The following is a 24,354-nucleotide window of genomic DNA, read 5'->3' on the forward strand; positions in this document are numbered from 1 at the left end:
CGGTTGCGCGGCCCTCAAGCAATCGTGAAATTGTATCACGAACGCGCCAGGAAGGCCCTTATTTTTCCCTTCAAAAACAACCGCTTAAAGAGGGTGTTTTGATTGCCTGAAAAGCATGCCGCGCGCTGTCGAAAAATTGACCAGCGCAGCCACCGCCGAACCTGCCGCGGCCGCCAGCGCCGGCCACCGCGTGAGTGGATCGAAGGACAGCAACAGGGCGGCGTAGATGGCGTAATTCACGCACGCGCCCAACCCCATCAGCGCCATCCAGTGCAGCCACTCGGCGGCCGGTGAACGGCCACTCGCGCGGTGGGCGAAGGTGTGGCGGCGGTTCCAGGCCCAGGTCACGGTGGCGGCGAGCATGAACGTCAGTGCGCGCGCAAGGTACGGGTTCCACCCGCCCCACCCGACCAGCGCCTGCACGGTGCCGGCATCCACCAGCAGGCCGAGCACGCCGCCGATGGCGAACAGCCCGGCCTCGCGGCGCAACCTCATCGGCCAAACATCGCCTGCATGGCCATCGTGTTGGGGCGCTCGATCACCCCGCGCTCGGTGACGATGGCGTCGATCAGTTCCGCCGGAGTGACGTCGAACACCGGGTTCCAGGCGCTGGCGCCCTCGACCACCGTACGGCGACCGGCGGTAGCGAGCAGCTCGTCGGCGTGGCGCAGCTCGATCTCGATTGCCTCGCCGTTGGGCGTGCACATGTCGACCGTCGAGGACGGCGCGACCACCATGAACCTGACGCCATGGTGGCGCGCGGCAATGGCGAGCTGGTAGGTGCCGATCTTGTTGGCGGTATCGCCGTTGGCCGCGATGCGGTCGGCACCGACGATCACCCACTGCACCTTGCCCGAACGCATCAAGTGCGCGGCCGCGGAGTCGGCGATCAGATGCGCGGGAATCCCGTCACGCACCAGCTCGTACATGGTCAGGCGCGCGCCCTGCTGCCAGGGACGCGTCTCACCCGCAAACACTTCGTCGATGCGCCCGCCTGCCACACCCGCGCGGATCACGCCCAGCGCGGTGCCGTAGCCCGCGGTGGCCAGCGAGCCGGTGTTGCAGTGGGTCAGCACGCCCGAGCCCGGTGCGATCAACGCCGCACCCAGCTCACCCATGTGGCGGTTGGCCGCCAGGTCCTCGTCCTGGATGGCCTGCGCCTCGCGCTCGAGCGCGGCAGCATCCGCGCCGGCGGCGATACGCCCCTTCATGCGATCGAGCGCCCACATCAGGTTGACCGCGGTCGGCCGTGCGGCCCGCAGCGTGGCCAGCACGTCATTCAGCGGCGCGCCCTGCTGCGCGGCCAGCACCACGCCCCAGGCGGCGGCGATGCCGATGGCCGGCGCCCCCCGCACCGCCAGGTCGCGGATCGCCTGCGTGACCTGGCCGGCATCGCGGCATTCGATCCAGCGCTCTTCGGCAGGCAGCAGGCGCTGATCGAGCAGGCACAGGCAATTGCCGCGCCATTGCACGGCGCGAATCGTGTCGTGTTCGCGGAGGGATTCGGTGGATGCGCTCATGGTCGGTGTGCGAAGCAGGAAGGCGGAAAAGCCTAGCATGCGCCCCGTCACCCCCCGCCCTGCAGGAGCGCCCGGCCGGGGTCAGCTGTCGTGCTCGCGCAGCCAGCGATGGATGGCAGGAGGCACTTCGCGTTGCGCACGGCCGGAGACGTAGATGCCGATGTGGCCACCGCTGAAGGCAAGCTCCGAGTAGTCGTCGCTGCCGATGTGTAGACCCAATGCGCGCGAAGCATCGGGCGGCACCAGGTGGTCCTGTTCGGCGTAGACGTTGAGGACCGGATGCGTGATGCGCGCCAGATCCACCGGCCTCCCGCCGATCGCGAGGCCTCCCTTGACGAGCTTGTTGGCCTGGAAGAATTCCTTGACGAACTCGCGGAATGCTTCGCCCGCCTGGTCGGGCGAATCGAAGATCCAGCGCTCCATGCGCAGAAAGTTCTCGAGCTCGCGCGGGTTGTCCAGGATGTCGACCAGGTTCACGTACTTCTGCTGTAACAGCCGCACGGGCTTGAGCGTCAGGTACACCCAGTTCATCAACGCGGCCGGAATGTTGCCGAGCGTGTCCACGAACAGATCCACGTCGATGTCGCGCGCCCAATGCGAAAGCATGTTGTCAGGCGTGTGGTAGTCCACCGGCGTCACCATGGTGACCAGGTTGCGCACCTTCGCCGGATGCAGCGCCGTGTAGCACAGCGAGAAGGCGCCGCCCTGGCAGATGCCGAGCAGGTCGATGGCCTCGACGCCCGCCTGGGCGCGCACCGCATCCACGCAGCGGTCGAGGTAGCCGTCGATGTAGTCCTCCAGGGTCAGCCACCGGTCGGCACCATCCGGGTAGCCCCAGTCGATCAGGTATACGTCCTCGCCCTGCGCGAGCAGGTTGCGCACCAGCGAGCGATCGCTCTGCAGGTCGGTCATCCAGACCGTGTTGACCAGCGCATAGACGATCAGCAGCGGCGTCTTCGACGTTGGCCGGCCCTCGCCACGCATGCGCCAGAGCCTGAGCTTGTCCTCGCGATACACCAGCTCGCGCGGGGTGTCCGCGTAGGCAGGCTCGGCCAGGCCGCGCAGGCTGGCAGCGCCGGCGGCGAGCTTGCGCTGGAAGGTGGTGATCTCGTCTAGGATCCGGGTGGGATCCAGCGGTCCTGGCGTCTGCATGGGCGGTCTCAGCGCGTCTTGCGCGGCGCGCGGCGGGTGGTGGGCCTGGAGGACGGAGTGGCGCGGGATGCGGGCTTCGAGGGGGTCTTGCGTTTGGGCGTCTTTACGGCCGCGCCCGCCGCGGCCTCGCCTGCCGCCTGCAGGCGCCGTACCTCGCGACGCAACTCCTGCAATCGTTGGCCGAGCGTATCGACCTCGCTGCGCGTGGGCAGGCCCGCTTCGCGGCACCACTGCTCCACCTGCTGCCGTTGCAGCTGGCGCACGTGCATTTGCGTGTTGCCCTGGGCCGCGTAGGCATCGCGGAACTCGTCAGACAACGCGATCTCTGCATGGGCCTCTTCCACCGCGTCGACCCACAGGTCGTACATGGCTTTGAGCGAATCGACCCGGAAGCCGGGCTCAGCCAGCTTGCACTGTACGCGTTCGGCGCCCTGCGCCTGAGCCCGGGCGAGCAATTCCTGGTAACGCGCGCTCGCCTGCTGATGGTCGAGCAACGCGCGCAGGAGCGCCTGCTGCTGGGCTTGCTGTTCACGCGTGTAACCGAAGGCGGGGGTGGCGAGCAGGCCGCGCATGACGTCCAGGCCGGAAGGCGGTGTGGCCATGCCGGGCATGGTCCAGCCGGCGAACGGGGCGACCGGCGGGGGCATCGGGGTGCCCTGCCCGGTCATGGCGGCGGCCACCTGCTGCATCCAGTCGAGGTAGCCCTTGAGGCCGTCCATGCCCGGCACGGCCTCCCCGGCCGGCGGCGCGGCATGCCCGGGCCACTGGCGGCTCCAGGCCTCCCAGGTCTGTCGAGCCAGGGTTTCGAAGTCGGTGACGGGGTTATTCGCGGCGGTCACGGGAGTGCCTTGCGTAGGATCGCTGGGATCGTAGCAAAACCGCGCCTCGACTGACCTCCACTACGGGGACTGCAGCGGACCGATGCGCGAGGTTGATGCGTGCATAAAAAAAGCGGGCCGACAGGCCCGCTTTTTCGTTCCATCGGCATCGGAGGCGATCAGCCGTTGGCAGCTTCGTCCTCGGCCACGGCCTTCATGGACAGGCGGATGCGGCCCTGCTTGTCCACTTCCAGCACCTTGACCTTCACGATGTCGCCTTCCTTGAGCTTGTCGGAAACCTTCTCCACGCGCTCGGAGGAAATCTGCGAAACGTGCACCAGGCCGTCCTTGCCCGGCATGATCGTCACGAACGCGCCGAAGTCCATCAGCTTGGCGACCTTGCCCTCGTAGATGCGGCCCGGCTCGACGTCGGAGACGATCTGCTCGATGCGCTTCTTGGCCTCATCGGCCGCCAGGCGGTTGACCGAGGCGATGATCACGGTGCCGTCGTCGCTGATGTCGATCGTGGTGCCGGTCTCTTCGGTGATCGAGCGGATGGTCGCACCGCCCTTGCCGATGACCTCGCGGATCTTGTCCGGGTGGATCTTGATGGTGAGCAGGCGCGGGGCGTACTCGCTCATCTCCGAACGCGGCGTGCTGATCACCTTGGCCATCTCGCCCAGGATGTGCAGGCGGCCACGCTTGGCCTGCTCCAGCGCCACCTGCATGATCTCTTCGGTGATGCCGTCGATCTTGATGTCCATCTGCAGCGCGGAGATGCCATCGGCGCTACCGGCCACCTTGAAGTCCATGTCGCCGAGGTGATCCTCGTCGCCCAGGATGTCCGACAGCACCACGAAGTCGCTGCCCTCCTTGACCAGGCCCATGGCGATGCCGGCCACCGGTGCCTTCAGCGGCACGCCGGCGTCCATCATGGCCAGCGAGGAACCGCACACCGACGCCATCGAGGACGAGCCGTTCGACTCGGTGATCTCGGAGACCACGCGCAGCACGTACGGGAACTCTTCGATGCTCGGCTTGACCGCCTGCACGCCACGCTTGGCGAGGCGGCCGTGGCCGATCTCGCGACGCTTCGGCGCGCCGAAGCGACCGGCCTCGCCCACCGAGAACGGCGGGAAGTTGTAGTGGAACAGGAACGGATCCTTCGACTCGCCTTCCGGCGCGTCGATGATCTGCGCATCGCGGGTGGTGCCCAGCGTGGCCACGACCAGCGCCTGCGTCTCGCCGCGGGTGAACAGCGCCGAGCCGTGGGTGCGCGGCAGCACGCCGACGCGGACGGTGATCGGGCGGACGTCGTCGAGCTGGCGACCGTCGATGCGCACCTTGGTCTTGAGCACGCTGTCGCGCATGGTGCGGTACTCGAGCTCGCCGAATTCCTTCGACAGCTCGGCACTCGACCAGCCGTTGGCTTCGGCCTGGCCCTTGAGGGCTTCCATCACGTCGGCCTTGATCGCGGAGATCGCGTCGCGGCGCTGCAGCTTGTCGCGCACCTGGAAGGCCTCTTCCAGCTTGTTGCCGACCTCGCCCTTGAGGGCGGCGATCAGCGACTCGTTGCGCGCCGGCGCCTGCCAGGTCGAGGCGGGCTTGGCCGCTTCGGTGGCGAGCTCGGCGATCGCATTGATCGCGACCTGCATCTGCTTGTGGCCGAACACGACCGCGCCAAGCATCACTTCCTCGGACAGCAGCTTGGCCTCGGACTCGACCATCAGCACCGCACCCGCGGTACCGGCGACGACCAGGTCAAGGTCGGAGGTCTTCAGCTCGGTGGCCGACGGGTTCAGCACGTACTGGCCGTTCACGTAGCCGACGCGGGCGGCGCCGATCGGGCCCTTGAACGGGATGCCGGCCAGGCTGAGCGCCGCGGAGGCACCGAGCATGGCGGGAATGTCGCCGTCGACTTCCGGATTGAGCGAAACGACCTGTGCGATGACCTGCACTTCGTTCTTGTAGTCCTCCGGGAACAGCGGGCGGACCGGACGATCGATCAGGCGCGAGGTCAGCGTTTCCTTCTCGGTCGGACGGCCTTCGCGCTTGAAGAAGCCGCCGGGAATACGGCCGGCCGAGTAGAACTTCTCGACGTAGTCGACGGTGAGCGGGAAGAAGTCCTGCCCCTCGCGCGGCTTGGCCGCGGCCACGGCGGTGACCAGCACCACGGTGCCGCCCATGCTGACCATGACCGCACCGGACGCCTGGCGGGCGATTTCGCCCGTCTCCAGTGTGACTTCGTGATTACCGTACTGGAATGACTTGGTTACTTTCGCCACGTTGGTCTCCTCGAGTGATTAACGGCGGAGGCCGAGACGTTCGATCAGGCTCTGGTAGCGAGCCAGGTCACGGTCCTTGAGGTAGCCAAGGAGGCGCTTGCGCTGGTTGACCAGCTTGAGCAGGCCGCGACGCGAGTGGTGGTCCTGCTTGTGTTCCTTGAAGTGGTCGGTCAGGTGATCGATGCGGGCGGACAGCAGGGCCACCTGGACTTCCGGCGAACCGGTGTCGTTCGGCACGCGGCCGTACTCAGCAATGATCTTGCCGGTCTGTTCTGCGGTAAGGGACATGTGTATCTCTTCCTTCGAAAATGCGGATGCGGAACTTGCGCAACGTCACCACCCGATGAGGTTGCACAAGCTCCGCCGGTTGAATGTAAAACGCTGGAACAAGCTCGCTATTGTAGCGAGGGCTGGCGTCCGGCAACAAGAGCGCCCAATGGCGCCATTTTGTCCGCGGATGCCCCCTTGGGGAGATGGACGGCTCGGCAGGCGGGCTCAACCCTCAGGCAGATTGAAACCGCGGACGATGCGCAGCCGTCCCGCCGGGTCCGGTTCGACCAGCGCGAGCAGGCGACCCTCCGGGGCGAAGGCGGCACTGCGGCCCTGGTCCGCCCCGCCTGGCCACGGAATCTGCTGGCCCTTCGCCACGGCGAGCGCCTGGGGCGCATCCAGCGCCAGGGCCGGCAGGTCCGCAAGCCCGGCCGACAGCGGGAGCAGCAGCGCTTCCAGCGCCGCCGCGCCCTGCCCGGCGGCCTGTTCCAGTTCCGCGAGGGTGGTCATCGCCGGCTCGCGGAACGGTTCCACCCAAAGGCGCCGCAGCGACGTAAGGTGGGCACCGCAGCCCAGCCGCTCGCCAAGATCCACCGCCAGGCTGCGGATGTAGGTGCCCGAGCCGCACTCGACGATCAGGCGCAGGCAGTCGCCCTCGTGTGACAGGAGCTCCAGGCGGTGGACGTCGACTTCGCGGGGCGGCACGTCGACGGATTCGCCCCGGCGGGCCTTCACGTACAGCGGCTCGCCTCCCTGCTTGAGCGCCGAGTACGCCGGCGGCACCTGCGTGATGCGCCCGCGCAGGGTGGCGAGCGCCTCCTCGATCTGCGTGGCATCCAGCGGCGGCACGGGCCGGCGGTCGACGACGTCACCCTCGAGGTCGGCGGTGGTGGTGGTCACGCCCAACCGGCACTCGGCCAGGTAGGCCTTGCGCGAGCCCAGCAGCATGCCGGCAATCTTGGTGCCCTCGCCGAAGCACAGGGGCAACAGGCCGGTGGCCAGCGGATCGAGCGCACCCGTGTGGCCGCCCTTGACCGCGCGCAGCAACCGGCGCGCGGCCTGCAATGCCTGGTTGGAGCTCAGCCCCAGGGGCTTGTCGAGCAGCAGGATGCCGTGCAGGTCGCGAAGTGGAGGAGCGGAATCCCGTCGGGAACCCCGCCGGTTACGACTCGTTCTCGTCATCGCTCGTTGGCTGGATGTCGCCCGAGTCGCGCAGCAGGCGCTCGATCCGCTCGCTCTTGTCGACCGAATCGTCGTACTTGAAGCGCAGCTCCGGGACCCGCCGCAGGCGCATGCTGCGCGAGAGCGTGCGGCGGAACTCGATCGCCAGTTCGTTGAGCGCCTTGACCGCCTCTCTGGCGCGGTCGGGCTGCAGCGCAGTGACCCACACCGTGGCCCAGTCCAGGTCGCGGGTGACTTCCACGTCGGACACGCTGACGGAAGGCAGCGCGTGGTCCCGCACGGCGGCGTGGACCAGCAGGCCGAGCTCGCGGCGGAGCTCTGCACCTACGCGGTCGGTACGTTTGAAGTCACGTGAAGGCATGGAAAGGCCGGAAATCGTGGTAGGGAATCATCAATCGAAAAGCCGCCAGCGCGAAACCGGGATGCCGCGGGGAATCGCCGTGACGATTCCCCCTCGGCCATTCCCGATTTCCCGGGAGGCCGTAACGCAACGGCGTCACAGCGTCCTGGCAACCTCGATGCGCTCGAAGCACTCGATCTGGTCGCCGGCCTTGACGTCGTTGTACTGCTTCACGGCAATACCGCATTCCATGCCGTTGCGCACTTCGTCGACCAGCTCCTTGAAGCGCCGCAGCGATTCCAGCTCGCCCTGGAAGATCACCGTGTTGTCGCGCAGCACGCGGATGGGCTTGTTCCGCTTGACCGTGCCCTCGGTGACCATGCAGCCGGCCACCGCGCCAAACTTGGAGCTGCGGAAGACCTCGCGCACCTGGGCGATGCCGATGATCTCCTCGCGCACTTCCATGCCCAGCAGGCCCGAAGCAGCCTGCTTCACCTGGTCGATGACGTCGTAGATGATCGAGAAGTAGCGGACATCCAGGCCTGCCGTATCGATCACCTTGCGCGCCGAGGCGTCCGCACGGACGTTGAAACCGATGATCAGTGCCTTGGAGGCGGCAGCGAGCGTCGCGTCCGACTCGGTGATGCCGCCGACTCCGGCGGCAATGACGTTGACCTTCACGTTCTCGTTGCCGATCTGGCTCAGCGAGTCGCGCAGCGCCTGCACCGAACCCTGCACGTCGGCCTTGACCAGGATGTTGAGCGTCTGCTGCTCGGCGCCCTGGCCCATTTGCGCCATGATGTCCTCGAGGCGGTTGGCCTTGCTGACCATGCGCGTCTCGCGGCGCTTCTGCTGGCGCTCGGCGGCCACTTCACGCGCCAGGCGCTCGTCCGCCACCACCACGAAGTCGTCGCCGGCTTCCGGCACGCCGGAGAGGCCGAGCACCTGCACCGGGATCGAAGGACCGGCTTCCTGCACGGTCTTGCCGGTCTCGTCGACCAGCGCACGCATGCGGCCGTACTCCACGCCGCACACCACGAAGTCGCCGCGCTTCAACGTGCCCTGCTGCACCAGCACGGTGGCGACCGGGCCGCGACCCTTGTCCAGGCTCGACTCGATCACCACGCCGGTGGCCGGACCGTCGTGCACGGCGGTGAGTTCCATCACCTCGGCCTGTACCGACACCGCGTCGAGCAGATCGTCGATGCCCATGCCGGTCTTGGCCGAGACCGGCACGAACGGGGTATCGCCGCCCCACTCTTCCGGAATCACTTCCAGGTTGCCCAGGCCCTGCTTGACGTGGTCCGGATTGGCGTCGGACTTGTCCATCTTGTTGAGCGCCACGATCAGCGGCACCTTGGCGGCGCGCGCGTGCTGCACGGCCTCGGCCGTCTGCGGCATGACGCCGTCGTCGGCGGCGACCACCAGCACCACGATGTCGGTGGACTGGGCCCCGCGGGCGCGCATGGCGGTGAACGCCGCGTGGCCGGGGGTATCCAGGAAGGTGATCACGCCCTTGGGCGTGTCCACGTGGTAAGCGCCGATGTGCTGCGTGATACCGCCGGCCTCGCCCGCGGCCACCTTGGTGCGGCGGATGTAGTCCAGCAGCGAAGTCTTGCCGTGGTCGACGTGGCCCATGATGGTAACGACCGGCGGACGCGGCGACTTCTCGCCTTCCAGCTCGGCGTTCTGGGTGTGCGCTGCCAGTGCAGCCTCGGCGTTGTTCTCGCTCGCCTCGACCGGTGTGTGACCCAGTTCCTCGACCACCAGCGTCGCGGTGTCGCGATCGATGGTCTGGTTGATCGTGGCCATCACGCCCATCTTGAAGAGCGCCTTGACTACCTCGGAGCCCTTGACCGCCATCTTCTGTGCCAGGTCGGCGACGACATTGGCCTCGCCTACCGCCACTTCACGCACGACCGGAGCGGTCGGACGGGAGAAGCCGTGCGGACCGGAGGTCGCGGCGGACCCACCGCGGGCCAGGTCGCGGCCACCCTTGCCCGGCTTGCCGCGCTTGCTGGAGCGACGCGCACGATCGGCATCGGACAGGTGCAGTTCGCCGCCCGCGAAACGCTTGCCGCCGGGGCCTTCGTCACGGTCGCGACCGTAGCGGGCCTTGGCGCCGCGGTTTTCGGCCGGCGCGGGGGCTGGCGCGGGCGCAGGCGCCGGCGCAGGCGCGGCAACGACAACTTTCTTCTCACGCTTACGCGGCTCGTGGATGCGCGGCACGATCATGCCGAACGCGCTGTGGTCGGTCACCCCGGCAGCCGATGCCGGCGCGGGAGCCGGCGCGGCAGCCTTGGCCGGTTCGACCGCGGGCGCCTCGGGAGCTTCGGCCACCGGCTCCACCGCCGCTTCGCTCGTCGCGCTGGCGGCAGCCTGCTCGGCGGCCACTCGCCGGGCCTCTTCGGCCTGGCGCTGCTGTTCTTCCTGCGCGCGCACGGCTTCCTCCTGGCGGCGCTGCTCGGCCTCCAGGCGCTCGCGCTCCTCGTGCTCGCGCTGCTGCTGCGACTCGGCCAGCTTGCGCACGGCCTCTTCGCGCTCGGGCTCGGCGCTGGCTTCCTCGGCGATCACGCTGCGCTTGACGTAGGTGCGCTTGGCGCGCACTTCCACGTTGACCGTCTTGGCGCTGCTGGCGGCACCGCGCCCGCCCGGCGTGGCGACCTTCAGTTCGCTCACCTTGCGGCGCTTGAGGGTGATCTGGCGCGGGGCGCTGTCCTCCACCTCGGCGGTAGCTTCGCTCTTGCCGTGCGTGCGGCGCAGGAAGCCGAGCAGCTTCACCTTTTCGGTGCTGCTGATGACCTGCTCCGGATCGGAGAAATTCATGCCCGCCTCACCCAGCTGCCCGAGCAGCTTGGTGACCGGCATGCCCAGCACCTGGGCCAGTTGTTTGATCGTTACATCCGACATCGTGTTCTTTCTCCGCCGTTCCCGCGCTTATCGTCCGTGCGGCTCTGGCCTGCACGTCCACCTCCATCCCTGGTGGAAGACCCGCAGGTCCTCCTCGGCGCGCCCTTCCAAAGGCGCCGCCGTCCGCGGTTAGCCGCCCCTCTCCAGTCGCTCGATCATCGGTGCGCGGGCCGCCATGATCAATGCGGCGGCGCGCTCCTCGTCCATGCCTTCGATGTCGATCAGGTCGTCGACCGCGAGGTCGGCCAAGTCGTCCACCGTACTGATTTCACGTGCAGCCAACGCATAGGCGGTGGCCTCGTCCATTCCCGGCAGGCCGAGCAGTTCCTCGGACGGCTCGGCGATGCCCTCTTCCACGGCCAGCGCCTCGGTGAGCAGCGCATCGCGGGCGCGGGCGCGAAGTTCCTCGACGATGTCCTCGTCGAAGCCTTCGACCGCCAGCAGCTCGGCGCTGGGCACGTAGGCGATTTCCTCGACGCTGGAGAAGCCTTCCTGCACCAGGATGTTGGCGATCTCCTCGTCCACTTCCAGCTTGTCCATGAACAGCTGGCGCGCGGCCTGCTGCTCGGCCTCGCTCTTGGCGGTGACCTGGTCCTGGGTCATCACGTTGAGCTGCCAGCCGGTGAGCTTGCTGGCCAGGCGCACGTTCTGGCCACCGCGGCCGATCGCCTGGGACAGCTTGTCCTCGGCCACCGCGATATCCATCGAGTGCTTCTCCTCGTCCATGATGATGGACTGCACTTCCGCCGGCGCCATCGCATTGATGACGAACTGCGCCTGGTTGTCGTGCCACAGGATGATGTCCACGCGCTCGCCGTTGAGCTCGTTGGACACCGCCTGCACACGCGAACCGCGCATGCCGATGCAGGCGCCGATGGGATCGGTGCGGCTGTCATGCGCGATCACGGCGATCTTGGCGCGGTCGCCCGGATCACGCGCGCAGCCCTTGATCTCGACCAGGCCCTGACCGACTTCCGGCACTTCGAGCTTGAACAGCTCGATCATGAATTCCGGCGCGGCGCGCGAGACGAACAGCTGCGGGCCGCGGACTTCCGAGCGCACCTCGTAGAGATAACCGCGCACGCGGTCGCCGACGCGGGCCGACTCGCGCGGAATGGTCTTGTCGCGCGGAATGAAGGCCTCGGCGTTGCCACCCAGATCCAGGTAAACGTTGCCGCGCTCGACGCGCTTGACGATGCCGGTGATCAGCTCGCCCACGCGGTCCTTGTAGGCATCGACCACCTGCTGGCGCTCGGCTTCGCGCACGCGCTGGACGATCACCTGCTTGGCCGCCTGCGCGGCGATGCGGCCGAACTCGGCGTTCTCGATCTGCTGCTCGATGTAGTCGCCGATCTGGGCGTCCGCCTTCTCGTCCACCGCGTCCATCAGGCGCAGCTGGTGGAAGGGAGACTCCATCTCGCCGTCGTCGGCAATGACTTCCCAGCGGCGGAACGTCTCGTAGTCGCCGCTCTGGCGGTCGATTGCCACGCGGATGTCCGGGTCCTCCTCCGGATAGCGCTTCTTCGCGGCGGAAGCCAGCGCGGCCTCCATCGCCTCGAAGATCACTTCGCGCGGCACGCCCTTTTCATTGGCGACCGCGTCGACGACCAGCAACAGTTCTTTGCTCATTGCAGCAACTCCGCAGGCGCCCATCCGAACGCCAAGGTTTTTGATTGTTTATTTCGGGGCCTTCTTGGCCGGCTTTCCGCCCGGCTTGGGCTGCGGCACGTAACCGAGCGCCACCCAGTCCGGCACCACCCGCGCGCTTTCCACGTCGGCATGGTCGAATTCGAACGTCTTGCCCTCGGCCTCGAAGGTCAGCTTGTCGCCATGAACCGCGGCAAGCCTGCCGCGCAGCCGCCGACGGCCCTCGATCGGCGCCTTGAGCAACACCTTCACTTCCTGTCCCACGACCCGCGCGAACTGGTCCGCGGTGAACAGCGGGCGGTCGATGCCCGGCGAGGAAACCTCGAGCACGTAGTGGCCCGGGATCGGATCTTCCACGTCCAGCATCGCCGACAGCTCACGGCTGGCGGCCTCGCAATCGTCGAGCGTGACCTCGCGCCCCTCGGCGTGGTCCAGCACGTCCAGATAAACGCGCAGGGTACTCTGCCCCTGCGACGGAGAGAACTCCACGCCGAGGCATTCCAGGCCAAGATCCACCAGGACCTCGGAGAAGCGTTGTGCCAGTGCCTGCGTATCCATAGTCGTCGTTCGTGTACTCCGGAAACAAAAAATGGGCACATGCGGCCCATTCCCTCACCTCGACGATGTGCCGGCTCGTCCAGGCTCTTTCCGGCGGCGCATCGGACACCTTAGCGTTCCGAGCACCGCGACGCATCCTTGCGCCCAACAAAAAAGCCTCCCGAGGAGGCTTTCTTGTTCTAAGAAAGATCTGGTAGCGGGGGCAGGATTCGAACCTGCGACCTTCGGGTTATGAGCCCGACGAGCTGCCAGACTGCTCCACCCCGCATCAGAGTCCGCAAACTATAGCGGCATGGCCGATTTCTTGCAAGCTTTTTGACAACAATCACGGACAATTTTGTAGAAGCGCACCTGTTCCGCGACCGGGTGCACGACGGTCGCGCGCAAGGTGCCCTCCTACGACGATCAGCTGGCGAACGCCGCGCGGCACCAGCCCAGCAGCGGACCCCAGTACAGGCCCAGCGCCAGCAGCACCAATGCGTTGAGCGACAGCACCGTGCGCAGCACGCCGTCCGCCTGCGGGCGCATTTCCAGGCCCTCGGCCGGCTTGTCGAAGTACATGACCTTGACCACGCGCAGGTAGTAGTACAGGCCGATGATGGCGAACACCACGCCAACGAGCGCCAGCCACATCATGCCCGCGTCGATGGCCGCCTTGAGCACCAGCAACTTGGCAAAGAAGCCGAACAGCGGCGGCACGCCGGCCAGCGAGAACATCGCCAGCATCATCAGGAACGCCATCCACGGCGAACGCTGGTTGAGGCCCTTGAAATCGTCGATCTCCTCGCACTCGAAGCCGGCACGCGCCAGCGCCAGGATCACGCCGAACGCCGCGGTGCTCATCAGCGCGTAGCAGATGGCGTAGAACATCGCCGCGGCGTAGCCCTCGGGACCGGCATTGACCAGGCCCAGCAGCAGGAAACCCATGTGCGAGATCGTCGAGTAGGCCAGCAGGCGCTTGAGGTTGGTCTGCACGATGGCGACCAGGTTGCCGATCGCCAGCGAGACGACCGCCAGCACGGCCAGCATCATCTGCCACTGCCCCGCCATGCCGCCCATGCCCGACTCGAGCAGGCGGTAGGCCATGCCGAAGGCGGCAATCTTCGAAGTCGAGGCGACGAAGGTGGTGACCGAGGTCGGCGCGCCCTGGTAGACGTCCGGGATCCACATGTGGAACGGCGCCACGCCCAGCTTGAAGCTGATGCCGACGATCATGAAGATCAGGCCGAAGACCATCAGGTTGGACATGCCCGCGTGCACCACCGCGCCGTGCAGCTGCGCCAGCGCCAGCGTGCCGGTGGCGCCGTAGACCATCGACATGCCGTACAGCAGCATGCCCGAGGACAGCGCGCCCAGCACGAAGTACTTGATGGCTGCCTCGGAGGAGAGCTGCGAGTCGCGGTTGAGCGCCACCAGGCCGTACGAGCACAGCGTCAGCAGCTCCAGCCCCAGGTAGACCATCACCAGGTTGCCGGCCGAGACCAGCAGCATGGCGCCGATGGTGGCGAAGATCATCAGCGTGTAGAACTCGCCCTGGAACAGCTTGCGTTCCTGCATGTACGGCCGCGAGAACACGAAGATCAGGGCGGTGCAGAGCAGTGCAAAGACCTTGAGGATCTCCGCCGCCGCGTCGCGCACGAACATGCCGCCGAAGGCGGTCACCGTCACGTCCGGCTGGCCGGCAACCACGAGGTAGATGCCCACCAGGACGACCAGGATCGAAACCCAGTGCAGGATGTTGCGTTGCTCGGGCTTCATCCAGGCGTCCAGCAGCAACAGGAGGCACGCCGCCGCCACCAGATAGAACTCCGGCAGCATGATCATGATGTCGTTGAGATTCGGCATTAGCGTGTGATCCCGCTTAGATCTTGTGAACGGCGAGCTGCTGCACCAACTGGGACACCGAAGCGTCCATCAGGTGGATCAGCGGCTGCGGCCAGATGCCCAGCGCCAGCACGGCAAGGGCAAAAGCGGCCAGCACGAACGTCTCGCGGCCGTTGATTTCCTTCATCTCGCGCACGTGCGGGTTGGTGATGTCGCCCCACAGCACGCGCTTGACCATCCACAACGTGTAGGCCGCGCCGATGATCAGGGTGAAGGCGGCGAACAGCGCGATCCACGGGTTGGCGCTGAAGCTCGCCAGCACGACCATGAATTCGCCGACGAAGCCGCTGGTGCCCGGCAGGCCGGAGTTGGCCATGGCGAACAGCACGTAGAAGAAGCCGAACCACGGCATCACGTTGATCACGCCGCCGTAGTCCTTGATCTGGCGCGTGTGCAGACGGTCGTACATCACGCCGATGCAGGAGAACATCGCGCCCGAGACGAAGCCATGCGAAATCATCTGCACCATGGCGCCCTGCATGCCGAGCTTGGCGGCATCGAGGTTGTTCGCGTCGCGCACCAGCATGAAGGCGATGAAGATGCCCAGCGTCACGAAACCCATGTGCGCCACGGACGAGTACGCCACCAGTTTCTTCATGTCGTCCTGCACCAGCGCCACGTAGCCGATGTAGACCACCGCGATCAGGCTCAGCACGATGATCAGCCAGGCGAAGTGCTCGGAGGCGTCCGGCACGATCGGCAGGGTGAAGCGCAGGAAGCCGTATCCGCCGATCTTCAACATCACCGCCGCCAGCACCACCGAGCCGCCGGTCGGCGCCTCCACGTGGGCATCCGGCAGCCAGGTGTGCACCGGAACCATCGGCACCTTGACGGCGAACGCAATCAGGAAGGCGAAGAACAGCCAGGTCTGTTCCTTCATCGTCAGCGGCAGCATCGCCAGCGTGTGCAGGTCGAAGGTGCCGGCCTTCAGGTAAAGGTAGATCAGCCCGATCAGCATGAAGATCGAGCCGAGGAAGGTATAGATGAAGAACTTCAGCGTGGCATAGACGCGCCGCGGGCCACCCCAGATGCCGATCAGGATGAACATCGGGATCAGCATCGCTTCGAAGAACACGTAGAACAGCAACGCATCGGTGGCGCAGAACACGCCGATCATCAGGCCCTCGAGCACCAGCATGGCTGCCATGTACTGGTGCGGCTTGTCCTGGACCACCTCCCAGGCGCCTACGATGACCAGGATCGTGACGAACGTGGTGAGCAGGATCAGCGCCACCGAGATGCCGTCCACGGCCAGGCCGTAGTGCACGCCGAGCGAGGCGATCCAGACGTGGCTTTCGGTCAGCTGCATGGCGCTGTCGGCGGCGTTGTAGGCCGGCAGCAGGAACAGGCTGGCCACGAAGGCCAGCACCGCCACCAGCAGCGAAATCCAGCGCGCAAGGCCCGGTCGGGCCGAGCCGGCCAGCAGCACCGGGATCGCGCCGACGATGGGGAGCCAGATCAGCAGGCTGAGCAAGTGATTGAACATGGAGCGTGCTTCCTTATTGCCCGATCTGCCCGGACCCGAAGACCCAGAACCCGCCCAGCAGCAGGATCAGGCCGAGAATCATCGCGAAGGCGTAGTGGTAGAGATAGCCGGACTGCAGGCGGCGCACGCCGGCGGCGATGCGCTGCACCAGGCCTGCCGAGCCGTTGACCAGCGCGCCGTCGATGACCGCCGCATCGCCGGCCTTCCAGAACAGCCGGCCCAGCGCCACGCCGCCGCGGGCGAAGATCGCGAAGTACACGTCGTCGACCCAGTACTTGCGGTCCAGCACGATCCACAACGGCTTGAGCGCGCTCTTGATCCTGCCGGCCATCGCCGGGTTGAACAGGTAGATGTACGTGGTGATCACGAAGGCCAGCGCGACCAACGCGAACGGCCAGCTGGCGAACCCGTGCAGCGCCATGGCCGCGGCGCCATGGAACTCGTGACCGAGTTCGCTGAGCACGTTGTTGGCCTCTTCCACGTGAATGGCCTGGCCGAACCAGTTGCCGAACAGCATCGGTCCGATCGTGAAAAAGCCCACCAGCAGCGACGGGATCGCCAGCAGGATCAGCGGCAGCGTCACCACCCAGGGCGACTCGTGCGGCGCATGTTCCAGCTCGCCCGGCTTGTGGGCGTGATGCGCATCGTCCGAGGGCGCGTGATGTTCGTCCGCGTGGCCGTTGTGGGCATGCGCGTCGCCATGGACGGCGTGCGCATCATGCGCGTGGCCATGATGGCCCACCACCACGAAGCGTTCTTTGCCATGGAACGTCAGGTACATCTGACGGAAGGTGTAAAGCGCAGTGACGAACGCGCCCAGCAGCACGCAGAAATATGCGTAGCCGGATCCCCAGCGATGCGACTCGCCGACCGCCTCGATGATGGCGTCCTTGGAATAGAAGCCCGAGGTGAACGGGATCGCCACCAGCGCCAGCGAACCGATCCACATGGTGATCCAGGTGATCGGCATGTACTTGCGCAGGCCGCCCATGTAGCGCATGTCCTGCTCGTGGTGCATGGCGATGATCACCGAGCCCGCGCCCAGGAACAGCAGCGCCTTGAAGAAGGCGTGGGTCATCAGGTGGAACACCGCGCCGGCGTAGGCCGACACGCCGAGCGCCACGGTCATGTAGCCCAGCTGCGACAGCGTGGAATACGCGACTACGCGCTTGATGTCGTTCTGCACGATGCCGATCAGGCCGGTGAACAGCGCACCGGTGGCGCCGATCACCATCACGAAGCTGAGCGCGCCCTCGGACAGCTCGAAGAACGGCGACATGCGCGCAACCATGAAGATGCCCGCGGTCACCATCGTCGCCGCATGGATGAGCGCGGAGATCGGGGTCGGGCCTTCCATCGAGTCGGGCAGCCACACGTGCAGCGGCACCTGGGCGGACTTGCCCATCGCACCCACGAACAGCAGCACGCAGATCACCGTGGCCGCGTCCCAGTGGGTGTTCGCGGTCAGCGCCAGCGTCTTGCCGATCAGGCTGGGCGCACTGGCGAACGCCGTGGCGTAGTCGAGCGTGCCCAAGAAGTACAGCACCGCGGCAATGCCCAGCAGAAAGCCGAAGTCGCCCACGCGGTTGACCAGGAACGCCTTCAGGTTGGCGAAGATCGCGGTCGGGCGCTTGTACCAGAAGCCGATCAGCAGGTAGGACACCAGGCCCACGCCTTCCCAGCCGAAGAACAGCTGCATGAAGTTGTTGCTCATCACGAGCATCAACATCGCGAAGGTGAACAACGAGATGTAGCTGAAGAAACGCTGGTAGCCCGGGTCGTCGGCCATGTAGCCGATGGTGTAGACGTGTACGAGCAGCGACACGAAGGTCACCACCACCATCATCATGGCGGTGAGGCGGTCGACCATGAAGCCGACGCTGACGTGCAGGCGGCCGATCTCGAACCAGGTGTAGATGTCCTGGTTGTAGGACGGCGCACCGCCGGCGGTGATCTGGTAGAGCACGTAGAACGACAGCACGCAGGAGATCAGCAGACCGAGGATGGTCACGCTGTGCGCGCCGGCACGGCCGATCTGCTTGCCGAGGAAGCCGGCAAGCAGGCAACCCACCAGCGGCGCCAGCGCAATGATCAGCAGGATGGAGGTCGAAAGTTGCATCGGCTCAGCCCTTCATCGAGTCGATTTCGGCGACATTGACCGTGCTGCGGTTGCGGAACAGCAGCACCAGGATCGCCAGGCCGATCGCGGACTCGGCCGCCGCGACGGTAAGGATGAAGAACACGAACACCTGGCCGCCCACGTCGCCCAGGAAGCGCGAGAACGCCACGAAGTTCATGTTCACCGCAAGCAGCATCAGCTCGATCGCCATCAGCAGCACGATCACGTTCTTGCGGTTGATGAACAGGCCGGCCACGGCGATGCAGAACAGCACCGCGCCCAGCACGATGAAATGCGACAGGGTGATCATTGCAGCGGCTCCTGCGAGGCGGTCGGTTCGTCCGGGCGCGAGGGTGCCATCTTGACCACGCGGATACGGTCACGCGGATTGACGCGCACCTGCTCGCTGGCGGACTCGTGCTTCTTGTCGCCGCGCTGGCGCAAGGTCAGCGCCACGGCCACCACCACGCCCACGGTCAGGATCAGAGCGGCAATCTCGAACGGCAGCAGGTACTGGGTGTACAGCGCGCCGCCCAGCCAGGCGGTGTTGGACAGGCCCGCGGCGGCGGCCGGGTCGGCACCCATCACGTGCGCGTGCATCGCGCGCACGCCGATCAACGCCAGCATCTCCGCCAGCATGACCAGCGCGACGATGATGCCCACTGGCAGGTAGCGGATGAAGCCTTCGCGCACCTGCTCCATCTTGATGTCGAGCATCATGACGACGAACAGGAACAGCACCATCACCGCACCCACGTACACCACGATCAGTGCGATGGCGAGGAACTCGGCCTCGGCCAGCAGCCAGATGCAGGCAGTGCTGAAGAAGGCCAGCACCAGCGAGAGCACCGCGTGCACCGAATTCTTCAGGCTGATCACCGCGAGCGCGGCGGCCACGGTGACGGCCGCGAAGCCGTAGAAGCAGATAAGTTGGAGCAGATTGGTATCGATCATGTCGGTGGCCTTTAGCGGTACGCGGCGTCTTGCGCGCGGGCCGCGGCGATTTCCGGCTCGAAGCGATCGCCGATGGCGAGCAGTTGCGCCTTGGTCACCACATTCTGGCCACGCTGTTCGAAGTGGTACTCCATCACCGAGGTTTCGACGATCGAGTCGACCGGGCAGCTCTCTTCACAGAAGCCGCAGAAGATGCACTTGAACAGGTCGATGTCGTAGCGCGTGGTGCGGCGCTGGCCGTCGCTCTCGCGCGGGGCCGAGTCGATGGTGATCGCCAGCGCCGGGCACACCGCCTCGCACAGCTTGCACGCGATGCAGCGCTCTTCGCCGTTGGCGTAGCGGCGCAGCGCGTGCAAACCGCGGAAGCGGTTCGAGCGCGGGATGTGCTCCATCGGGAAGCGCACGGTGTACTTGGGCTTGAACATGTAGCCAAGGGTCAGGCCCATGCCCTTGAACAGCTCGATGAGCAGCAGGCTCTTGAAGTATTCGGTAATGCGGTTCATGGAATGCCTCATGCCCCCGTGCCGACCAGAACCAGGCCGAAATACTTCATGCAGCCGGCCACGAGGACCCACACGATCGTGATGGGAATGAACACCTTCCAGCCCAGCCGCATGATCTGGTCGTAGCGGTAGCGCGGGAACGTCGCGCGGAACCACAGGAACAGGAAGGACATCAGGAAGGCCTTGATCAGCAGCCAGATGACGCTGCCGGTCCAGATCCAGTTGACCCACGGCGAGACGTCCGCCGTGACCCAGCCCTGCAGCGGGCTCAGCCAGCCCCCGAGGAAGAAGATCGAGGCGAGGAAGCTCACCAGGATCATGTTGGCGTATTCGGCCAGGAAGAAGATCGCAAAGGCCGAGCCCGAATACTCCACGTGGAAGCCCGCGACGATTTCCGATTCGCCCTCGGCCACGTCGAACGGCGCACGATTGGTTTCGGCCACGCCCGAGATGAAGTAGACGATGAACACCGGCAGCAACGGCAGCCAGAACCAGTCGAACAGGCCCTTGCCGCCCACCTGCGCATGCACGATGTCGGTCAGGTTGAGCGAACCGGCCAGTACCAGCACACAGACCAGCGACAGGCCCATGGCCAGCTCATAGGAAATCACCTGCGCCGCCGAACGCATCGCCCCGAGCAGCGCGTAGCGCGAGTTGGACGCCCAGCCGGCCAGGATGATGCCGTACACGCCCAGCGAGGTCATCGCCAGCAGGTAGAGCAGGCCGGCGTTGACGTTGGCAAGCACCATCCGGTCGTCGAACGGCACCACCGCCCAGGCGGCGAACGCCGGCACCAGCGCCAGCAGCGGCGCAAGGTAGTACAGGAAGCGGTTGGCGCTGGAGGGAAGGATCACTTCCTTGATCAGCAGCTTGACCACGTCGGCGAAGGCCTGCAGCAGGCCCCAGGGGCCGACCTTGTTCGGTCCCATGCGCACGTGCATCCAGCCGATGACCTTGCGCTCCCAGTACACGAACATGGCCACCGCCAGGATCAGCGGCACCGCGATGCACAGGATGTAGACGACCGGCCAGACCAGCTCGTTGAGGAGTTGTTCGCCCATGGGTTACGCCTTGCTCAGGGTGATGGCCGCGCCGTACGGCGGCAGCGTGGCGGTCAGGTCGTGCGCGGCTTCGATCCACACCGCGCCGTCGGGCACGGCCGCGTCGATCGCCACCGGCAGCAGCGCATCGGCCACGCGGACCTGGCTGCCGGCGGTGAGGCCGTGGTGCATAGCCACGTTGGCGTTCATGCGCACGGCGGCAGCGCGATTGATCGGATGGGCGTTGAGCGCAGTCGCGCGACGCAGCACCGCGTCGCTGCGGTAGATCGGCCAGGTCGCCAGGCGCACCAGCGTGCCGGCGGCCGACGGCTGGCGCGGGGCCAGCGTGTTGCCGTGCGCGGGCTGCGGCCGCTCGGTGATGCCCTCGCGCAGGCCCGCCAGGTCGTCGAACTCGAAGCCACCCAGCTGCAGCATGCCGCCCAGGGCGCGCAGCACCTTCCATCCCGCGCGCGCCTCGCCCGGCGCTTTGGCGCCGGTGATGGCGCTTTGCGCCAGGCCATCCACGTTGACCAGCGTGCCGTCGGTTTCCGGCAGCAGCGCGATCGGCAGGATGACGTTGGCCACATCACGCAGGGCCGGGCTGGCGTAGGCGCTGAACGCCACCACCGCCTGCGCCCCGCGCAGGGCCGCCAGCGCCTTGGCGCCGTCGGCGAAGTCGTGCGGCGGCTCGACGCCGTAGAGCACGTAGCCCTTGCGCGGCTGGGCAAGCATCGCCTGCGCATCGAGGCCGCCGTTGCCCGGCAGCACGCCGCCCTGCCCCAGGCCCAGCGCGTTCGCGCCGACCGGCAGTTCGTTGTAGCCGGCGCCGGTGGCCTGGGCGATGAAGCGCGCCACGGCACGCAGCCACGAAGCCTGCGGATGCGTGGCGGCCGCCTCACCGAGGATCACTACCGCCTTGCCGGCCTTGAGCGCGGTGATCGCGTCGCGGTCGCCCTCGTCATGCTGGGCGCCGTTGATGGCGTCGGCCAGCGCAGCCGGCGCGGTGGCGCCGTCGGCAACCGCCGCCTTGGCCAGCGCCAACAGCGCATCGACCAGCGCGGCAGGCGACACGATGGCCTCACCGGCCAGCGCGTAGTTGAAGCCGAAGCGCGCCGGATTGACCGTGTACACCTTGGCGCCGCGCTTGACCCCCTGGTGCAGGCGGTGGTTGAGCAGCGGCATTTCGTAACGCAGGTCCGAACCCACCAGCAGTGCGCCGGTGACCTGGCTGACTTCGGCGACCGGGACTTCGAAGCGGGCGGCCACCGGACGATCGGACAGGTCCAGCTGGCGCAGGCGATGGTCGACGTGCGCGCTGCCCAGCCCGCGGGCCAGGCGCACCAGCAGGTCGCCTTCCTCGTTGGTGGTGGCGGGCGAGGCCAGGATGCCCATCTCACTGCCCGGCACCGACTTCAGGGCCTCGGCGGCGAACGACAGAGCCTCTTCCCAGCTCGCCTGCTGCCACTGGCCGTTGCGCTTGATCTGCGGTGCATGCAGGCGGTCGGCGGCGTACAGGCCCTGGTAACTGAAGCGGTCACGGTCCGACAGCCAGCACTCGTTGACCGCCTCGTTGTCGCGAGGCACGGTGCGCAGCACTTCGCCGCGGCGCGTGTGCAGCCACAGGTTGGAGCCCAATGCATCGTGGTAGGCGATCGACGGACGCGCGATCAGCTCCCAGGCGCGCGCCTGGAACTGGAACGGCTTGTTGGTCAGCGCGCCGACCGGGCAGACATCGATGATGTTGCCGGAAAGCTCGGTCTCCACCGTCTTGCCGATGTACGTGCCGATCTGCAGGTTCTCGCCACGGTTCATGCCGCCGAGCTCGTAGGTGCCGGCGATCTCGCTGGTGAAGCGCACGCAGCGCGTGCACTGGATGCAGCGGGTCATCTCGGTGGCGACCAGCGGCCCGATGTTCTCGTCCGCGATGGTGCGCTTGCGCTCGGTGTAACGCGACACGCTGCGGCCGTAGCCCAGCGCCACGTCCTGCAGCTCGCACTCGCCGCCCTGGTCGCATATCGGGCAATCGAGCGGATGGTTGATCAGAAGGAACTCCATCACGTCCTTCTGGAACTTCAGCGCCTTGTCCGAGCGCGTCATCACCTTCATGCCCTCGGCGACCGGGGTGGCACAGGCCGGCTGTGGCTTGGGCATCAGCTTGCCGCCCATCTCCACGTCGACCAGGCACATGCGGCAGTTGGCGGCGATCGGGAGCTTGCGGTGGTAGCAGAAACGCGGGATCGACACGCCGATCGCATCGGCGGCCTCGATGATCATCGCGCCCTTGCGGATCTGCGTGGGCTTGCCGTCGACCTCGATGTTGATCAGGTCCGGCGCGGTGGTGGTCGGCTGCGCGCTCATCAGGCGGCGACTCCAAGCTTGTCGTCGGTCATCGAGCGACCGTGCTCGACGAAGTATTCGAATTCATTCCAGAAGTGGTGCAGGAAGCCCTGCACCGGCCAGGCGGCGGCTTCGCCGAAGGCGCAAATGGTGTGGCCTTCGATCTGGCCGGCCACGGCCTTCAGGCGATGCAGGTCGTCCTCGGTGCCCTTGCCCGCGACGATGCGGTCGAGTACGCGATACATCCAGCCGGTGCCTTCGCGGCACGGCGTGCACTGGCCACAGGACTCGGCCATGTAGAAGCGCGAGATGCGGTGGCAGGCGCGCACCATGCACGTGGTGTCGTCCATCACGATCACGGCGCCGGAGCCCAGGCCCGAACCGGCCTTCTGCAGGCTGTCGTAGTCCATCGTGCACTCGAGCATGGTCGCCGCGGGCAACACCTTCATCGAGGAGCCGCCCGGGATCACCGCCTTGAGCTGGTGGCCGTTGCGCACGCCGCCGGCCAGCGCCAGCAGATCCTTGAACGGCGTGCCCAGGCGGATCTCGAAGTTGCCCGGGTTGTTCACGTGGCCGGAGACCGAGAAGATCTTCGGACCGCCGTTGTTGGGCTTGCCAAGATTCAGGAACCAGTCCGCGCCGTTGCGCAGGATCGCCGGCACCGAAGCATAGGTCTCGGTGTTGTTGATCGTGGTCGGCTTGCCGTACAGGCCGAAGTTGGCCGGGAACGGTGGCTTGAAGCGCGGCTGGCCCTTCTTGCCTTCCAGCGATTCCATCAGCGCGGTTTCCTCGCCGCAGATGTAGGCGCCGGCGCCCAGCGCCGTGTAGATGTCCACGTCGATGCCGCTGCCGCCGATGTTCTTGCCCAGCAGGCCGGCCGCGTAGGCTTCCTTCAGCGCCGCCTCGAAGTGCTCGTACGGCTCGTGGTGGAACTCGCCGCGCAGGTAGTTGTAGGCGACGGTCGAGCCGGTGCAGTAGCAGGCGATCGCCAGGCCTTCGATGACCGCGTGCGGGTTGTAGCGCAGGATGTCGCGGTCCTTGGCCGTGCCCGGCTCGGACTCGTCCGAGTTGCAGAGGATGTACTTCTGCATCGTGCCCTTGGGCATGAACGACCATTTCAGGCCGGTCGGAAAGCCTGCGCCGCCACGGCCGCGCAGGCTCGACTTCTTGACCTCGTCGATCAGGCCGGCGGGATCGGGCTTCTCGGCGAGAATCTTGCGCCACGCCTTGTAGCCGTCGACCTTCTCGTAGCTGTCCATCGACCACGGCGTGTCGAAGTGCAACGTGGTGTAGACGACCTGGTGGTCTTGCGGTGCGGGTCCGACCGGACCGTTGCTGCTAGCCATTGC

20 protein-coding genes and 1 tRNA gene are annotated in these 24,354 nt (G+C 66.6%); all 21 read right to left on the bottom strand.

Annotated features, from left to right (window positions below):
• Positions 1–84: 84 nt before the first annotated feature.
• The gene (locus tag ACFWZU_RS12410; protein WP_439701825.1) at positions 85–495 is read right to left on the bottom strand and encodes a GtrA family protein; all 411 of its coding nucleotides are present in this window, start codon (positions 493–495) and stop codon (positions 85–87) included.
• Positions 492–1,520: an S-methyl-5-thioribose-1-phosphate isomerase gene (mtnA, locus tag ACFWZU_RS12415; RefSeq protein ID WP_439701826.1), complete on the bottom strand. Its 1,029-nt coding sequence runs from the start codon at positions 1,518–1,520 to the stop codon at positions 492–494. Before mtnA ends, ACFWZU_RS12410 begins: the two co-directional genes overlap by 4 nt.
• Before the next feature lie 81 nt (positions 1,521–1,601).
• Positions 1,602–2,672: a class III poly(R)-hydroxyalkanoic acid synthase subunit PhaC gene (gene phaC, locus ACFWZU_RS12420; protein WP_439701827.1), complete on the bottom strand. Its 1,071-nt coding sequence runs from the start codon at positions 2,670–2,672 to the stop codon at positions 1,602–1,604.
• An 8-nt stretch (positions 2,673–2,680) separates the two neighbouring features.
• Positions 2,681–3,511: a poly(R)-hydroxyalkanoic acid synthase subunit PhaE gene (locus ACFWZU_RS12425; RefSeq protein WP_439701828.1), complete on the bottom strand. Its 831-nt coding sequence runs from the start codon at positions 3,509–3,511 to the stop codon at positions 2,681–2,683.
• Between the two features lie 158 nt (positions 3,512–3,669).
• A complete protein-coding gene (pnp, locus tag ACFWZU_RS12430) occupies positions 3,670–5,775 on the bottom strand; it encodes a polyribonucleotide nucleotidyltransferase (protein WP_439701829.1) in 2,106 nt (701 codons plus the stop codon).
• 18 nt (positions 5,776–5,793) lie between these two features.
• Complete coding sequence (rpsO, locus tag ACFWZU_RS12435) at positions 5,794–6,063, bottom strand: 30S ribosomal protein S15 (protein WP_439701830.1); 270 nt, start codon at positions 6,061–6,063, stop codon at positions 5,794–5,796.
• A 207-nt stretch (positions 6,064–6,270) separates the two neighbouring features.
• On the bottom strand, positions 6,271–7,227 hold the full coding sequence (gene truB / locus ACFWZU_RS12440; protein ID WP_439701831.1) for a tRNA pseudouridine(55) synthase TruB: 957 nt from the start codon (positions 7,225–7,227) through the stop codon (positions 6,271–6,273).
• Positions 7,208–7,588, bottom strand: coding sequence for a 30S ribosome-binding factor RbfA (rbfA, locus tag ACFWZU_RS12445; RefSeq protein WP_439701832.1), 381 nt, complete (start codon positions 7,586–7,588; stop codon positions 7,208–7,210). The genes truB and rbfA overlap by 20 nt, the downstream gene beginning before the upstream one ends.
• 135 nt (positions 7,589–7,723) lie before the next feature.
• On the bottom strand, positions 7,724–10,477 hold the full coding sequence (infB, locus tag ACFWZU_RS12450) for a translation initiation factor IF-2 (RefSeq protein WP_439701833.1): 2,754 nt from the start codon (positions 10,475–10,477) through the stop codon (positions 7,724–7,726).
• A gap of 129 nt (positions 10,478–10,606) precedes the next feature.
• Positions 10,607–12,106: a transcription termination factor NusA gene (gene nusA / locus ACFWZU_RS12455; RefSeq protein ID WP_439701834.1), complete on the bottom strand. Its 1,500-nt coding sequence runs from the start codon at positions 12,104–12,106 to the stop codon at positions 10,607–10,609.
• Positions 12,107–12,154: 48 nt separating this feature from the next.
• Positions 12,155–12,682 carry a ribosome maturation factor RimP gene (gene rimP, locus ACFWZU_RS12460; RefSeq protein WP_439701835.1) on the bottom strand — a complete coding sequence of 176 codons (528 nt, stop codon included), beginning with the start codon at positions 12,680–12,682 and terminating at the stop codon, positions 12,155–12,157.
• A 191-nt stretch (positions 12,683–12,873) separates the two neighbouring features.
• Positions 12,874–12,950 (bottom strand) — tRNA-Met (locus ACFWZU_RS12465).
• A gap of 137 nt (positions 12,951–13,087) precedes the next feature.
• A complete protein-coding gene (gene nuoN, locus ACFWZU_RS12470) occupies positions 13,088–14,527 on the bottom strand; it encodes an NADH-quinone oxidoreductase subunit NuoN (protein WP_439701836.1) in 1,440 nt (479 codons plus the stop codon).
• 16 nt (positions 14,528–14,543) lie between these two features.
• A complete protein-coding gene (locus ACFWZU_RS12475; RefSeq protein WP_439701837.1) occupies positions 14,544–16,052 on the bottom strand; it encodes an NADH-quinone oxidoreductase subunit M in 1,509 nt (502 codons plus the stop codon).
• Between the two features lie 13 nt (positions 16,053–16,065).
• Positions 16,066–18,171 carry an NADH-quinone oxidoreductase subunit L gene (nuoL, locus tag ACFWZU_RS12480; RefSeq protein ID WP_439701838.1) on the bottom strand — a complete coding sequence of 702 codons (2,106 nt, stop codon included), beginning with the start codon at positions 18,169–18,171 and terminating at the stop codon, positions 16,066–16,068.
• A gap of 4 nt (positions 18,172–18,175) precedes the next feature.
• Positions 18,176–18,481 carry an NADH-quinone oxidoreductase subunit NuoK gene (gene nuoK, locus ACFWZU_RS12485; RefSeq protein ID WP_209614757.1) on the bottom strand — a complete coding sequence of 102 codons (306 nt, stop codon included), beginning with the start codon at positions 18,479–18,481 and terminating at the stop codon, positions 18,176–18,178.
• Positions 18,478–19,125 (bottom strand): NADH-quinone oxidoreductase subunit J, encoded by a 648-nt coding sequence (locus ACFWZU_RS12490; protein WP_439701839.1) that lies wholly within the window; start codon positions 19,123–19,125, stop codon positions 18,478–18,480. The genes nuoK and ACFWZU_RS12490 overlap by 4 nt, the downstream gene beginning before the upstream one ends.
• An 11-nt stretch (positions 19,126–19,136) precedes the next feature.
• A complete protein-coding gene (nuoI, locus tag ACFWZU_RS12495) occupies positions 19,137–19,628 on the bottom strand; it encodes an NADH-quinone oxidoreductase subunit NuoI (RefSeq protein ID WP_439701840.1) in 492 nt (163 codons plus the stop codon).
• An 8-nt stretch (positions 19,629–19,636) separates the two neighbouring features.
• On the bottom strand, positions 19,637–20,689 hold the full coding sequence (gene nuoH / locus ACFWZU_RS12500; RefSeq protein WP_439701841.1) for an NADH-quinone oxidoreductase subunit NuoH: 1,053 nt from the start codon (positions 20,687–20,689) through the stop codon (positions 19,637–19,639).
• A gap of 3 nt (positions 20,690–20,692) precedes the next feature.
• Positions 20,693–23,026, bottom strand: a complete 2,334-nt coding sequence (gene nuoG, locus ACFWZU_RS12505; RefSeq protein ID WP_439701842.1) for an NADH-quinone oxidoreductase subunit NuoG — start codon at positions 23,024–23,026, stop codon at positions 20,693–20,695.
• On the bottom strand, positions 23,026–24,351 hold the full coding sequence (nuoF, locus tag ACFWZU_RS12510) for an NADH-quinone oxidoreductase subunit NuoF (protein ID WP_439701843.1): 1,326 nt from the start codon (positions 24,349–24,351) through the stop codon (positions 23,026–23,028). The genes nuoG and nuoF overlap by 1 nt, the downstream gene beginning before the upstream one ends.
• Positions 24,352–24,354: the final 3 nt, after the last annotated feature.

Origin of the sequence: Frateuria sp. GZRR33, assembly GCF_051900425.1 — a bacterium.
Lineage (GTDB): Bacteria > Pseudomonadota > Gammaproteobacteria > Xanthomonadales > Rhodanobacteraceae > Frateuria_A.